This window comes from Amycolatopsis sp. cg9 (assembly GCF_041346945.1).
Lineage (GTDB): Bacteria > Actinomycetota > Actinomycetes > Mycobacteriales > Pseudonocardiaceae > Amycolatopsis.
This window is the reverse complement of record NZ_CP166850.1, coordinates 7,109,569-7,123,704: the sequence shown is the minus strand read 5'-3', so window position 1 is coordinate 7,123,704 and position 14,136 is coordinate 7,109,569. Positions and strand designations below refer to the sequence as shown.

Annotated in this window: 10 protein-coding genes; 6 read left to right on the top strand and 4 right to left on the bottom strand. The window is 73.3% G+C overall.

The features are described 5' to 3' along the window. Window positions 1-142 precede the first annotated feature (142 nt). From AB5J73_RS33280 to AB5J73_RS33265, 4 genes are all read left to right on the top strand, one after another. Window positions 143-808 (top strand): TetR/AcrR family transcriptional regulator, encoded by a 666-nt coding sequence (locus AB5J73_RS33280; RefSeq protein WP_370962701.1) that lies wholly within the window; start codon window positions 143-145, stop codon window positions 806-808. Further along, on the top strand, window positions 802-2,535 hold the full coding sequence (locus AB5J73_RS33275) for an ABC transporter ATP-binding protein (protein ID WP_370962699.1): 1,734 nt from the start codon (window positions 802-804) through the stop codon (window positions 2,533-2,535). The genes AB5J73_RS33280 and AB5J73_RS33275 overlap by 7 nt, the downstream gene beginning before the upstream one ends. Continuing rightward, the gene (locus AB5J73_RS33270) at window positions 2,532-4,541 is read left to right on the top strand and encodes an ABC transporter ATP-binding protein (protein WP_370962698.1); all 2,010 of its coding nucleotides are present in this window, start codon (window positions 2,532-2,534) and stop codon (window positions 4,539-4,541) included. The genes AB5J73_RS33275 and AB5J73_RS33270 overlap by 4 nt, the downstream gene beginning before the upstream one ends. 72 nt (window positions 4,542-4,613) lie before the next feature. Next, window positions 4,614-5,681, top strand: coding sequence for a DNA polymerase ligase N-terminal domain-containing protein (locus tag AB5J73_RS33265; protein WP_370962697.1), 1,068 nt, complete (start codon window positions 4,614-4,616; stop codon window positions 5,679-5,681). On the opposite strand, the gene AB5J73_RS33260 is transcribed toward AB5J73_RS33265, so the two are convergent. The 4 genes from AB5J73_RS33260 to AB5J73_RS33245 form a co-directional block, all read right to left on the bottom strand. Then, window positions 5,671-6,051 (bottom strand): SPW repeat protein, encoded by a 381-nt coding sequence (locus AB5J73_RS33260; RefSeq protein ID WP_370962696.1) that lies wholly within the window; start codon window positions 6,049-6,051, stop codon window positions 5,671-5,673. The genes AB5J73_RS33265 and AB5J73_RS33260 overlap by 11 nt on opposite strands. 90 nt (window positions 6,052-6,141) lie before the next feature. Further along, the gene (locus AB5J73_RS33255; protein WP_370962695.1) at window positions 6,142-6,651 is read right to left on the bottom strand and encodes a hypothetical protein; all 510 of its coding nucleotides are present in this window, start codon (window positions 6,649-6,651) and stop codon (window positions 6,142-6,144) included. Window positions 6,652-6,752: 101 nt separating this feature from the next. Further along, window positions 6,753-10,127 (bottom strand): BTAD domain-containing putative transcriptional regulator, encoded by a 3,375-nt coding sequence (locus tag AB5J73_RS33250; protein WP_370962694.1) that lies wholly within the window; start codon window positions 10,125-10,127, stop codon window positions 6,753-6,755. A gap of 103 nt (window positions 10,128-10,230) precedes the next feature. Further along, window positions 10,231-10,935, bottom strand: coding sequence for a DJ-1/PfpI family protein (locus AB5J73_RS33245; RefSeq protein WP_370962692.1), 705 nt, complete (start codon window positions 10,933-10,935; stop codon window positions 10,231-10,233). Between the two features lie 99 nt (window positions 10,936-11,034). Here AB5J73_RS33245 and AB5J73_RS33240 point away from each other — a divergent pair, with 99 nt between their 5' ends. Both AB5J73_RS33240 and AB5J73_RS33235 read left to right on the top strand, forming a co-directional pair. Beyond that, window positions 11,035-12,012 (top strand): GlxA family transcriptional regulator, encoded by a 978-nt coding sequence (locus tag AB5J73_RS33240; protein ID WP_370962691.1) that lies wholly within the window; start codon window positions 11,035-11,037, stop codon window positions 12,010-12,012. A 71-nt stretch (window positions 12,013-12,083) separates the two neighbouring features. Beyond that, window positions 12,084-14,099, top strand: coding sequence for a YibE/F family protein (locus AB5J73_RS33235; RefSeq protein WP_370962690.1), 2,016 nt, complete (start codon window positions 12,084-12,086; stop codon window positions 14,097-14,099). The last annotated feature ends 37 nt before the right edge of the window (window positions 14,100-14,136 follow it).

Below are 14,136 nucleotides of genomic sequence, written 5' to 3'. Positions count from 1 at the left end.
GGCAACAGAGCGCACACGGCGCCCGATCTCGCAGTCCACCGATCCGTCCGCCACGAAATCCCTGGTCACGTCCGATTCGTCCCAAACTTGCGGGCCACGCACTTTTTTGCGGGGCACGCAAGTTTTTCGCTACACTCCGTTCATGCCGCCGGACGAACCACCCAAGCTGACCCTGCGCGAGCGCAAGAAGCGCGAAGCACGCAAGGCGCTCGCCCAAGCGGCACTGCGGCTGACGCTGGACCGCGGGCTGGAGAACGTGAAGGTCGAGGACATCGCCACCGAGGTGGGCGTGTCACCCCGCACATTCAACAACTACTTCTCCAGCAAGGAGCAGGCGGTCTGCTCGGTCGTCGTCGACCGGCACGAGGGGATGCGCGACGCCCTGCTCGCGCGGCCGGACGGCGAGCCGCTCTGGGAATCGGTCAAGCACGCCGTGCTCGAGCAATATTCGCGTGAAGGCGAGCCCGATCGCGCGTATGTTGCGCGTATCCGTGAGCTGATGGGACGGCTCATGCTGCGCGGCGAGTTCCTCAACGCCCACGCGGCCGTCGAGCGCGTCCTGGCCGAAACGATCGCGAAACGGGTGGGCGGTGTGGACCACCTGTTGTGCCGGCTGATGGCGGCATCGGTGGAAAGCGCTGTCCGGGTGGCCTTCACCAACTGGTTCACGACCGAAGGCGAGCCGTTCCTGCCGATCCTGGAACGGCTGCTCGACGAGCTTTCCGCGGGGATGCCCACCCTGACCGCCGGCACCGCTGCTCCGAAACCCGAACCGACCACCACTCCACTGGGGGAATCGTTGTGCTAGTCAAGCTCCTGCGCAGCCACCTGCGCCCGTACCGGAGCACCCTGTGGGTGATCGTGCTGCTCCAGCTCGTGCAGACGATCGCCATGCTCTACCTGCCGACGCTGAACGCCGACATCGTCGACAACGGCCTCATCAAGGGCGACATGGACTACATCCTGCGCGTCGGCGCGATGATGCTCGTCATCACGCTCGCGCAGATCGCCGGCTCGATCGGCGCGGTGTACTTCGGCGCCCGCACCGCGATGGCGATCGGCCGGGACATCCGCGCCGGCGTCTTCCACCGGGTGCAGGACTTCTCGGCCCGCGAGGTCGGCCAGTTCGGCACGCCGTCGCTGATCACCCGCACCACCAACGACGTCCAGCAGATCCAGATGCTGGTGCTGATGACGCTCACGCTGATGGTGTCCGCGCCGATCATGTGCATCGGCGGCATCATCCTGGCGCTCAACCTCGACGTGCCGCTGTCGTCGCTGCTGCTGGTCATCGTGCCGGTGCTGGCGGTCGCGGTCGGCACGATCATCACCAAGATGCGCCCGGCGTTCCGGCTGATGCAGGAGCGCATCGACCGGATCAACCAGATCCTGCGCGAGCAGATCATGGGCATCCGCGTCATCCGGGCGTTCGTCCGCGACAAGCACGAGCGGGAGCGCTTCGACGTCGCCAACGACCAGCTGCTCACGGTGTCGCTGCGGGTCGGCAGGCTGATGGCGCTGATGTTCCCGATCGTCATGCTGGTGATGAACGCCTCCAGCGTCGCGGTGCTGTGGTTCGGCGGGCAGCGGATCGACTCCGGCAGCATGCAGATCGGCGCGATGACCGCGTTCCTGTCCTACCTGCTGCAGATCCTGATGGCCGTCATGATGGCCACGTTCATGTTCATGATGGTGCCGCGCGCCGAGGTCAGCGCCGAGCGGATCAGCGAGGTGCTCGACACCGAGTCGAGCGTCCGCCCGCCGGTGTCGCCGATCCGGCCCGGCGCGGTGCACGGGCACCTGGAGCTGTCCGGCGTCGAATTCCGCTACCCCGGTGCGGAAAAGCCGGTGCTGTGCGACATTTCGCTGATCGGGCGGCCCGGTGAGACCACCGCCGTGATCGGTTCGACGGGCACCGGCAAGACCACGCTGCTCAACCTGATCCCGCGCCTGATGGACGCCACCCGCGGCACGGTGAAGGTGGACGGCGTCGACGTCCGCGACCTGGACCCGGCGGTGCTCGCCCGCGCGGTCGGGCTGGTGCCGCAGAAGCCGTACCTGTTCGCCGGCACGGTGGCGAGCAACCTGCGCTACGGCAACCCGGACGCGACCGACGAAGAGCTGTGGCACGCGCTGGAAGTGGCGCAGGGCAAGGACTTCGTCGAAGCGATGGCGGACGGTCTCGAGGCACCGATCGCCCAGGGCGGCACGAACGTCTCGGGCGGGCAGCGCCAGCGGCTCGCGATCGCGCGGATGCTGGTGCACAAGCCGGAGATCTACCTGTTCGACGACTCGTTCTCCGCGCTCGACTACGCGACCGACGCGGCGCTGCGCCGCGCGCTGGTGTCGGAAACGGCCGAGGCGACCGTGGTCATCGTCGCGCAGCGGGTCAGCACGATCCGCAACGCCGACCGCATCATCGTCCTCGACGAAGGCCGCGTCGTCGGCACCGGCACCCACCACGAACTCATGGACGGCAACGAAACCTACCGGGAGATCGTGCTGTCCCAGCTCACCGAACAGGAGGCGGCGTGAGCACCACGGAATCGCCCAAAGCCGCCGTCACGGCCGCCGGGGAGCGGCCGACCGCCGAACGGCACAAGAACACCGGTGCCGCGACCGTCGGGCCCGGCCGGTGGATGGCCGGCGGCGCGCCGCCGGAGAAGGCGCTCGACTTCAAGGGTTCGCTGAAGCGGCTGCTGCGGCTGCTGCGCCCGCAGCGGGCCGCGCTCATCGGCGTGCTCGTGCTCGGCGCGGCCAGCGTCACGCTCACCGTCATCGGCCCGAAGATCCTCGGCCAGGCCACCGACGCGATCCTCGCCGGCGTGCTCGGCAAGCAGGTGCCGCCGGGGGTCACGAAGGAGCAGGTCGTCGCCGGGCTGCGGGCCCGCGGCGACGGCACGCTCGCCGACATCTACAGCCGCGTCGACCTCGTGCCCGGCGTCGGCATCGACTTCGACAAGGTCGGGCAGATCCTGCTCACCGTGCTGGCGCTGTTCGTGATCTCGTCGTTCTTCGGGCTGATCCAGGCCCGGCTGACGACGACGCTGGTGCAGCAGGCGGTGTACCGGCTGCGCGAAGAGGTCGAGGCCAAGTTCTCGCGGCTGCCGCTGAAGTACTTCGACCGCCAGCCGCGCGGCGAGGTGCTTTCCCGCGTCACCAACGACATCGACAACCTGGCGATGTCGCTGCAGCAGACGCTGTCGCAGATCGTCTCGTCGCTGCTGACGGTGATCGGCGTGCTGATCATGATGTTCCTGATCTCGCCGCTGCTGGCGCTGATCGCGCTGCTCACGGTGCCGCTCTCGGCCGTGGTGGCGGCGAAGATCGGCAAGCGGGCGCAGCCGAACTTCATCAAGCAGTGGTCGACGACCGGGAAGCTCAACGCGCACGTCGAGGAGATGTACACCGGCCACTCGCTGGTCAAGGTGTTCGGCCGCCGCGACGAGGCCGCGGCGATCTTCGACAAGCAGAACGACACCCTGTACCAGGCGAGCTTCCGGGCGCAGTTCATCTCCGGCATGATCCAGCCGGCGATGATGTTCATCGGCAACCTGAGCTACGTGCTGGTGGCGGTGATCGGCGCGCTGCGCGTGGCGTCGGGCAGCCTGACGCTCGGCGAGGTGCAGGCGTTCATCCAGTACTCGCGCCAGTTCAGCCAGCCGGTGACGCAGATCGCGAGCATGGCGAACCTGCTGCAGTCCGGCGTCGCCTCGGCCGAGCGGGTGTTCGCGCTGCTCGACGCCGAGGAGCAGGCCCCGGAGCCCGCTTCGCCGGAGCGGCCCGCGGTGGTCCGGGGGCGCGTCGAGTTCCAGGACGTCTCCTTCCGCTACCTGCCGGAGAAGCCGCTGATCGACGACCTGTCGCTGACGGTCGAACCCGGCCAGACGGTCGCGATCGTCGGCCCGACCGGTGCGGGCAAGACGACGCTGGTCAACCTGCTGATGCGCTTCTACGAGCTGGACAGCGGCCGCATCACCCTCGACGGCGTCGACATCGCGAAGATGAACCGCGAAGAACTGCGCGACCAGACCGGCATGGTGCTGCAGGACGCGTGGCTGTTCGGCGGCACGATCGCGGAGAACATCGCCTACGGCGCGGACAACCCGAGCCACGAGGAGATCGTCGAAGCCGCGAAGGCGACGCACGTGGACCGGTTCGTCCGCACGCTGCCGGACGGCTACGAGACGGTGCTGGACGACGAAGGCGGCACGGTCAGCGCGGGCGAGAAGCAGCTGATCACGGTGGCGCGGGCGTTCCTGGCCAAGCCGGTGATCCTGATCCTGGACGAGGCGACCAGCTCGGTGGACACCCGCACGGAGGTGCTCATCCAGCGGGCGATGAACTCGCTGCGCAGCGGCCGGACGAGCTTCGTGATCGCGCACCGGCTGTCGACGATCCGCGACGCCGACGTGATCCTGGTGATGGAGCAGGGCCGCATCGTCGAGCAGGGTGACCACGAGACGCTGCTGCACAGCGGCGGGGCCTACGCGCGGCTGTACGCGGCCCAGTTCGCGGAGGCGATGGCCGAGACGGACTGAGGCCGAGAGCCGCGAAGGGCGGCCGCCCGGTACCCTGGAAGCTCTTGCGGCGGAAGGGGTACCGAGGCGGCCATGGCCGACAAACTCGAGGAGTACCGCGGCAAACGCGGCAAGGACCGCACCCCCGAACCCTGGCCGGACGGCCCGCCGCAGCCCGGGGACGACGACCTCTTCGTCATCCAGGAGCACCACGCCACCCGCCTGCACTGGGACTTCCGGCTGGAGCGCGACGGCGTGCTCGTCTCCTGGGCCGTCCCCAAGGGCCTGCCGCTCTCCCCCGGCGTCTCCCGGCTCGCCGTGCACACCGAAGACCACCCCATGGAGTACCTCACCTTCGAAGGCGAGATCCCCGCCGGCGAGTACGGCGGCGGCCGGATGACCGTGTGGGACACCGGGAAGTACGAAACCCTGCACTGGAACGACCACAAGGTCGAGGTCGTCTTCCACGGCGGACGCGCGCGCGGCAAGTACCTGTTCCTCAACCGGCACGGCGAGGACGACCGCGACTGGACCCTGCGGCGCCTCGACCCCGCCGAGCCCGGGCACGAAGACGCGCCCGAGTTCCTCGAACCGATGACGGCGGTGCCCGGCGACCTGCCCGCCGACGACGACGCGTGGGCCTACGAGTTCGCCTGGGGCGGCCTGCGGACGATGCTGCTGGTCAGCGGCGGCCGCGTCACCGCGCACGACGAGACCGGCGCCGACGTCACCGGCCGGTACCCCGAGCTGCACAAGCTCGGCGAAGAGCTCGGGTCGACGGAAGTGCTGCTGGACGGCGAAGTCGTCGTGATCAAGGACGGCAAGCCGGACGCCGGCGGTCTCGAAGAACGCCGGAAGGCCGAGGGCGCCGCCGCCAAGCGGCTCAAGACCCATTGCCCGGTCTTCTACTTCGCTTCCGACGTCCTGCACCTCGACGGCAAGCCGACCCTGGACCTGCCCTACGCGAAACGCCGGGAACTGCTCGACGGCCTGGCCGTCGAGGACCGGCACTGGCAGGTGCCGCGCTACTTCTCCGGTGGCGGCGAGGCCGTCGCCGGGGCCAGCCGCCAGCACGGCCTCCCCGGCGTGGTCGCGAAGCGGGCCGACAGCCCGTACCGCCCCGGTGCCGGCGCGGGCGACTGGCTGCTGATCAAGAACTGACCCGCCGGGCCAGCGCCACCCCCGCGACGACGACCACGGCGCCCGCCGCGACGTTGCCGATCAGGGCACCGGTCGACGGCGGGGTTTCACCGCCGTGGCGGAGCAGCCACGGCGAAACGGCGGCCCACGCGCCGAGGACCGGGACGACCCAGCCGATCAGGGCGAGCCGGCGGGTGGCCGTGCGGGCGATCGCCAGCGCGATCAGGACCAGCCCGACCAGGGTGTCGCTCAGCGCGAGCACGCCCGCGCCGCCGAAGCCGGCGATCCACGGGGCCAGGACCAGGTAGAGCCCGGCCAGGAGGACGAAGCCCGCCGCCGCGCCGATCAGCGCCGTGCGCGGGCGGGGAGCCGGGGTGCTGTGCGAAGTCATCTCCTCACCTCCACCCACGGGGGTACCCGGCCGTCGCGGCCGGTAACCGGGGCCTGTCCGCCGCCCTCGGAACGGACAGGCCCCGGGACGTCAGCAGCCGCAGGTGTAGTAGGTGATGTCCCAGTGGTTGCCCTCGTCGCAGTAGAGGTTGCCGGACCCGGCCTTCCACTGCGGGTAACCGTCGCCGCGCAGGCCGATGTAGCCGAAGCTGTTCTTGATGTAGGCGTCGATACAGCTGTTGTGCGAGATGTCGACCTTGTAGCCGTTGTAGTGGCTGTAGGTGCCCGACGCGTGGCCGACCTCGGTCCCGCCGGTGATGTTGATCGCGCAGCCGCTGGCGCGCTTCAGCGTGATCACGCCGCTGACCGTGCTCTGGTTGATCTGCTCGTAGGACGTGCAGGTCGAGTTCGACCGCGTCGTGCAGTTCCCGCTGGACGAGTGGGTCACCCCGGCCGCGGACAGCTGCGACGCCGCCTGCGCCTGGGTCAGCTTGGTGACCTCGACGCTCGCCGACGCGGTGCCGATCGTGGCGAAGACGACCATCGCGGCCGAAGCGACGAGCCCCAGTGCCGCCCGCGCCAGAATCCGTTGTGCCGGCATGCCTTGCTCCTTCTCGTGCGACGATCCGAACGGCGGCAGCCAAATCGGGGCGGCCATAACTTCGCCAAACACCCGCCGCCGCGGACCGGGGCACGGGCCCGTCAGGTCCTGATCTTCGTCAAGAGTTCACGACTGCGGTCGCGGGCCGGGGATTCACCGGTCACGCCGGCCAGCTCCCCCAGCGCGCGCAGCTCCCACAGCGGGAACCCGAGCTCGCGGAACAGCCCGGCCGAGCTGCGCAGGCACCGCGCCGCCTCGGGTGCGGCGTCTTCGGTCGCGTGCGTCCGGCCCAGGCTGAGCAGGGCGTACCCGGCACCGCGGCGGTCGTGCAGCTCCCGGAACACGCCCATGGCGGCCAGCAGGTGCCGCCGTGCCCCCGCCGGATCACCCGCGCGGCGGCAGGCTTCGGCGAGGCTGCGGTGGGTGTAGGCGGCGGCGTGCCGGTGCCCGATCTGGTCGAACAGCGCCAGCGACCGCGTCAGGCAGCGCCGCCCGTCGGCAAGCTCGCCGGCGTCGGTGTGCAGGTCGCCGAGGCTGCGCAGGACGTGCGCCTCCCAGTGCCGCTCCCGCGTCCGGACGGCACCGCCGAGCGCACCGGTGAGCAGGTCGGCCGCCTGGTCGTGCCCGCCGTGGCGGCGCAGGACGTCGGCGTAGCGCTTCGCGGCCTGGTCGTGCCAGCGACCGTCGTCGCATTCGCGGGCGAGCAGCATGCTGACTTCGAAGCTCTCGACCGCACCCCGCACGTCCCCGACGTCTTCGGCGAGCGAGCCCAGCTGAGCCGCCGCGGCCGCCTGCCCCCGCCGGTCCCCGCAGGCACGCAGCAGGTCGAGGGCTTCCCGCAGTTCGGCCTCGGCGGCCCGCGGATCACCACCGTCGAGGTGGACGTCGGCGAGCGCGGCCAGCGCGGTCCCGGTACCCCGCGGATCGTCCAGGAGCCGGAAGCGGTGCTCGGCCATCACGAAGTAGTTCCGCGCCTGCCGCCACCGGCCGTGCTGCCAGTGCACCGAGCCGAGGGTGAAGAGCTTCTCGGCCTCGGCGTGCGGATCACGACGGCGCCGGGCCGCAGCCAGCCCGGCCACGGTGACGGCGCGAGCGGCATGCCCGAGCCACGGCGTGCCGGCGAGCGCGGTGCAGGCATCCGCGAGCTGCTCGGTCAGCTCGTGCCACCCCCGAGCCCCAGCCAGCCGGACGGCGGCCGCGAGGTGCCCGGTTTCGGCGGCGGCCCAGGCAGCGGGGTCAGCCGCGATCCGGCGCAGGACGGCGGGGTCGGGCTTGGCGGCCGCGGGAGTATCAGGGGCGTCCGCCGACCGCCGCCCGGGCACCGTCGGGTCGGGCTCGGCCACCGCCGCACCATCAGCCGGCCGCCGCCGCGCCGCCAGGTCGGGCTGGGCCGGGATGGGAGCGCCGGCCGCTTCCGCCCACCGCCGCCCCTGCGCCACGGGATCCGGCTCGGCCAGCGCCGCAACACCAGCCACCCCCGCCGGACGCCGCCCCCGCACCGCTCGGTCGTCGGCCACCGCCCCGGCACCCGACGACCGCCACCCCTGCCCCACCGGATCCGGCTCGGCCACCCCCGCCGACCGCCGCCCCCGCACCGCTCGGTCGGACTCGGCCACCGCCGCGCCACCCGACGTTCCCGCCGAACGCCACCCCTCCACCACCGCATCCGGCTCGGCCACCGCCGCAGCACCAGCCACCCCAGCCGGCCGGTGTGCCTGGCGGCCCAACGCGTGCTCGGCCAGCGCCAGCGCGGCCTCGCAAGCGCGGCGCAGCGCGGCCGGGTCGACCTCCCCCGGCCGGCCCTCCGCCAACACCAGCCGCACGAAGGGCGGGACCGTTCCGGACGGGTCCAGCAGGTGTGCGGCGGCCAGTGCGTCGAGGCGGTCGCGGGCTTCCGCGGTCGGCCGGTCGAGCAACGCCGCAGCCGACCAGTCCGGGACCGCGCCGTCGAAGGCGGCGAGCAGTCTCACCAGTGCGATGTCCGCGGCGGGGCGCTCGCGCAGCGCCGAGGCCACCGCGGCCCGGACGCTCAGGTCCCCCGCCGTCAGCTCGTCGAGCCGCCGCCGGTCGTCGGACAGTCTCGCGGCGAGCTCGGCGACCGGCAGGTTCGGGCGCGCCGCGAGCCGGGTACCGGCGATCCGGACGGCCAGGGCGAGGCCGCCGCAGTGGCCGAGAAGCCGTTGCGCGGCTTCGGGTTCCGCGCGCAGCCGGGACTCCCCCGCGATCGCGGCCAGCAGCGCTCCAGCGTCCTCTGTGGACAGATCGCGCACCGGAACCGGGTGCGCGCCGCAAAGACCGGGCAGCTCGCGGCGGGCCGTGACCAGCGCCGCGCAGCCGGGGCCGCTCGGCAGCAGGGCGCGCACCTGGGCCTCGGACGCGGCGTCTTCCAGCAGCACCAGCAACCGGCGGTCGGCGGTGTAGCCGCGCCACAGCCCCGGCAGCCCCGCGCGGTCGGCCAGTTCGGCCGGGGTCGCCCCGAGCACGCGCAGGAACCCCGCCAGCACGGCCGCGGGTTCGGCGGGCGTCCCGTCCGGGCCGCGCAGCGACGCCATCAGCTGGCCGTCGGGGAAGCGGCGGCGGACGCGCCAGGCGGCTTGCACGGCGAGAGCGGACTTCCCGGCCCCGGCGGCGCCGTGCAGCACGACCGGCGCCGGTCCCCGCAGCGCGCGGGTGACGTCGGCGAGTTCGGCCGCGCGGCCGGTGAAGTCGGGCACGGCGGGCGGGAGCTGGGCGGGCGGGCCCGGCGTCGTCCACTCGGTGCCGGCGATCCGGCGGTACACCGCGACGAGGTCCGCGCCCGGCCACACCCCCGCCTCCTCCCAGAGCGCCCGCCGCGTCCGGCGGAGCACCTCCAGCGCCGATTCGCGGCGGCCGACCGCGCCGAGGGCGGCCGCGAGCCGGGCGGCGAACCGCTCGTCGGCGGGCCGGGCCGCGACCACCGGGCCGAGCCGTTCGACCACGGACCGGCCGTCGCCGTCGGCGAGCTCCAGCTCGACCAGCTGGAGCAGCGCCGCCGAGCGCCGGTCCTCCAGCCACAGCTTGTGCGCCTCCAGCAGCGGCCCGCCGGCGACGTCGGCGAACGCGTCGCCCCGCCAGCAGGCCAGCGCCCGTTCGAGGGCGCGCCGGCGCTGGGCGCGGTCGTCGGCGCCCGCCGACACCCACGTCAGGAACTCGTCCGCGTCCAGCTCCCCCGGCTCGACGGTCAGCGCGTACCCCCGCGGCCCGGACCGCAGCCGCTGCCCGGCCTCGGCGGCGCCGAGGCCGGGTGAGAGCGTCTTGCGCAGCTTCGACACGGTGACCTGCACGATGGCCGCGGCGCTCGACGGCGCGCCGTCCGGCCACAGCTCGTCGACCAGCGTGTCGCGGCCGACGTACTGGCCGGCGCGGGCGAGCAGGACGGCGAGCAGCCGCCGCGGCTGGGCCGCCGAGGGCAGCGGGACGGAGGCCGTCATCGGGCCGAGCACCTGGAACCGCACGGCTACAACACCCCACCCGCGAGATCACCTGATCGAGCGAGCTGAATCTAACCGCCGGGCGCGCGGCGCGTCCGCCGATCACCCGGATGGCCGACGACGTCGGTCAGGTGTGCGCGAGCAGCTTCTCCAGCAACGCCGGGTGATCGGCCAGCCCCGCCCGCAGGGTGTGCTCGCGCAGCGGCTTGAGGTCGCCGTAGGGCGGGTTCGCCCAGTCCAGCGCGCCCTGCGGCGGCTCCGGGTCGTACTCGATGCCGAACTGGACGTTCGTCGCCAGCTGCCGCCCGGCCAGCCGTTCGACCAGGTGCAGCGCGAGGTCGATGCCCGCCGACACCCCGGCGGCGGTGATCACCGCGCCGTCCTCCACCCACCGCCGCGCGACCGGCGTGGCGCCGAGCCCGGCGAGGACGTCGCGGAACATCCAGTGCGTGGTCGCCTCCTTGCCTTCGAGGAGGCCCGCCGCGCCGAGGACCAGCGACCCGGTGCAGACCGACGTCACCAGCTCCGCCCCCGCGGCCGCGGTGCGCAGCCAGGCGAGGAGGCGCTCGTCGGCCATCGCCCGCAGCGTCGGCACGGTGCCCCCGGGGACCAGCAGCGCGTACGGCGCCGGGACCTCGTCGAAGGTGTGGCTCGGGGCGACGCGCAACGGCGTGTCCGTGCCGACGGTGTCCTTGCTCGCGCCGACCACGACGGTCCGGTACCCGGCGTCCAGCTGCGCGAGCGCGCTGAGCACCTGGAGCGGGCCCACGAGGTCGAGCGGCGTCAGCCCGGGGTAAACGACGAAGGCGATGGTCTTCTGCTCATCGGTCATGTCCCCGACCATGGCGGGCCGCCGCGCCGGACGGGCCGCCGATGTCCGGATTCCTGCGAACCGCGTCCGAGTGCCCGGTCCGGCTGCTAGCGTTCGATCATGCCAGGGTCACCCAGACGGGTCGTGATCGTCGGGTACGCCGACGCCGAGCTGCTGGACATCGCCTGTCCCGCCGATGTGTTCGACGCGGCCAACCGGCTCGGCGCGCGGCCGCCGTACGAGATCCAGCTCGCCTCGGTCGACGGGCACGGCATCCGCACCTGCGCCGGGCTGGTGCTGCAGCCGCACCTGCGGCTCGACCAGGTGACCGGCGACCTCGACACGCTGGTCGTCGCGGGCGGCTGGGGCAGCCCGGCCGCAGCGGCCGACGAGCGCGTCCTCGCCCACGTCCGGCGGCTCGCCCGCACCAGCCGCCGGGTCGCGTCGGTGTGCACGGGCGCCGAGGTGCTCGCCGCGGCCGGCCTGCTCAACGGCCGTCGCGCGACCACGCACTGGCGCTACGCGGCCCGGCTCGCCCGGGACTACCCGGCGGTGACGGTGGACCCGGTGCCGCTGTACGTCCGCCACGGCAACGTCTACACGGCGGCGGGCGTGACGAGCGGGCTCGACCTGACGCTGTCGCTGGTGGAGGCCGACCACGGCCCGTCGCTGGCCCGCGAGGCGGCCCGCGCGCTGGTCACGTACCTGCAGCGGCCGGGGAACCAGGCCCAGGTGAGCCTGTTCCTGTCCGGTCCCCCGCCGGAGCACCGCGAGGTCCGCGACCTCACCGCGTACATCGCCGAGCACCTCGACGAGGACCTGGGCACGCCGGCGCTCGCGGCCCGGGCGGGCATCAGCACCCGCCAGCTCACCCGGCTGTTCGACGCCCACCTCGGCACGACGCCGGGCCGGTACGTCCGGACGATCCGCACCGAGCAGGCGGCCCGGCTGCTGTCCGGGACCGACCTCCCGCTGGCCACGATCGCCCGCCGTTGCGGTTTCGGCTCGACGGAAACCCTGCGGCAGGCGTTCCTCGACCACTTCGACACCCCGCCGTCGGCCTACCGGCGGGTGCACCTGCGCCAGGCGTACGGCTGACGCATCCGGACGAACCGGTCCGACAGCGGCCCCTGACGCGGGCGCCGGGATCCCGCTGTCAGGATGTGCGGGTGGACCGCCCCGACCTCGCCGACGACGACACCGGACCGATTCGCCGGGTCCGGGACGAGGTGTCCCCTTCGCCGGGGCCCGGGACGTCCGGAACGCCGGGAACGCCCGGGAAACCGGCCCGCCACACCCCGCCTGAGGCAGCTCGCCGATCGCCCGACCCCGCCCGCCGCCGTCCGGCCACCGGCCCGCAACGAGTCCCGGCGGAGACGGGCTCGCACCGGATCCCGGCCGCCACCGCGGCCCCCCGGCCCGTCCGCCGAGCCGACACCGGCCCGCAGCGGGTCCCCGCCGGCGAGCAGGCCGACGCTGCGCCGCCTCGCCGGGGCGCGACCGGCGCACCGCGAGTCCCGACCGGCGACCCAGCCGACCCCGCAGCCAACCGCAAGCCGCGCCGAGGCGACACCGGGCCCCAGCAGGTCCCGGCCGCCGACCAAGCCGACGCTGCCGCACCCCGGTCCGGCGCACAGCGAGTCCCGGCCGCCGACCCAGCCGACCCCGCAGCCACCCGCAGGCCCCGCCGCGGCGACACCGGCCCGCAACGGGTCCCGGCCACCGACCAAGCCGACCCTGCCGCACTCCGCCCCGGCACCACCGGCACACAGCGGGTCCCGGCCACCGACCAAGCCGACCCCGCGGCCACCCGCAGGCCCCGCCGCGGCGACACCGGACCCCAGCGGGCCACCCGCCGCGGCGACACCGGGCCCCAGCGGGTCACGGCCGGGGCCAAGCCGCGCACACCGGCGGAACCCACCCACGCCACCACAGCCGAAACCGGCCACGGACACGGCCACGGGCACGGCCACGGCCCCGCCGCCCCCGCGTCCCGGCGCGTCAAGCTGCTCCTGATCTGGCTCCTCGCGCCGCTGGCGCTGGCCACCGTCGTCGGGATGATCGTCCTCTACCCCTGGGGCAAGGCCTCCCCGACGAGCGTCGTCCCGCAGGGCACGCCCGTGCACGCGAGCATCTCCGCCACGAACACCGGTCCCTGCCTCGCCCAGGGCCAGGTGCAGGTCGGCGACCAGGCCGACCCGGACGCGAAACCGTGCCTGACCGTCGACCTCACCATGACCGACGGCCCGGCGAACGGGAAGCCGCTCAAGCTGACCGTCCCGATCGAGCCGAGCACCCCGCGGTTCGCCGCCGGGGACGCCGTCGTGCTCGCCTACAACGGCGGGAACGCCGGTGATCCGGCCAGTTTCCAGCTGGTCGACTTCCAGCGCGGGACGCCGCTGTTCGTGCTGGCCGCGTTGTTCGCGGTCGCGGTGCTCGTGCTCGGCCGCTGGCAGGGGGTCGCCGCGCTGGTCGCGCTCGGGCTGTCCTTCGCCGTCATCGCGCTGTTCATCCTCCCGGCCATCCTCGCCGGCGAGAACCCGCTGGTCGTGGCGATCGCCGGGGCGGGCGCGATCATGTTCATCGCGCTCTACCTGACCCACGGGCTCTCCGCGAGAACGTCCGCGGCCGTGCTCGGCACGCTCGTCAGCCTCGCCCTCATCGGTGTCCTCTCCGCCATCTTCTCCGCCGCGGCCTCGCTCACCGGCCTGGACGACAGCACGTCGACCCTGATCGGCTCGCTCGGCCACGGCATCGACGCGCGCGGGCTGCTGCTCGCCGGGGTGGTGATCGGGGCGCTCGGCGTGCTCGACGACGTCACCGTCACCCAGACCAGCGCCGTCTGGGAACTGCGCCGCGCCAACCCGGACCTGACCTGGCGGGAGCTGTACCGCTCCGGCCTGCGGATCGGCCGCGACCACGTCGGCTCCGCGGTCAACACGCTCGTCATGGCCTACGCCGGGGCCGCGCTGCCGGTGCTGCTGTACTCGTCGATCTCCGGGGTCGGCCTGGGCGCGCTGCTCGGCAGCGAGGAAATCGCGCAGGAGATAATCCGCACGCTCGCCGGCAGCGTCGGCATCGTCGCGGCCGTCCCGGTGACGACGGTCCTGGCCGCGCTGATCGCCTCCCGCGAGCCGGCCGCCCACCTCAGCAGCACCACGAAAGCCGTTCCGTCCCACCCGTAACACCGGCGTACCCCGGCCTGGTCGCACCGGCGAGAAC

Excerpts from the sequence above, each read along its gene's own strand:
- AB5J73_RS33280 (WP_370962701.1), top strand. The coding sequence starts at position 143 with ATGCCGCCGGACGAACCACCCAAGCTGACCCTGCGCGAGCGCAAGAAG.
- AB5J73_RS33265 (WP_370962697.1), top strand. The coding sequence starts at position 4,614 with ATGGCCGACAAACTCGAGGAGTACCGCGGCAAACGCGGCAAGGACCGC.
- AB5J73_RS33260 (WP_370962696.1), bottom strand. The coding sequence starts at position 6,051 with ATGACTTCGCACAGCACCCCGGCTCCCCGCCCGCGCACGGCGCTGATC.
- AB5J73_RS33255 (WP_370962695.1), bottom strand. The coding sequence starts at position 6,651 with ATGCCGGCACAACGGATTCTGGCGCGGGCGGCACTGGGGCTCGTCGCT.
- AB5J73_RS33245 (WP_370962692.1), bottom strand. The coding sequence starts at position 10,935 with ATGACCGATGAGCAGAAGACCATCGCCTTCGTCGTTTACCCCGGGCTG.
- AB5J73_RS33240 (WP_370962691.1), top strand. The coding sequence starts at position 11,035 with ATGCCAGGGTCACCCAGACGGGTCGTGATCGTCGGGTACGCCGACGCC.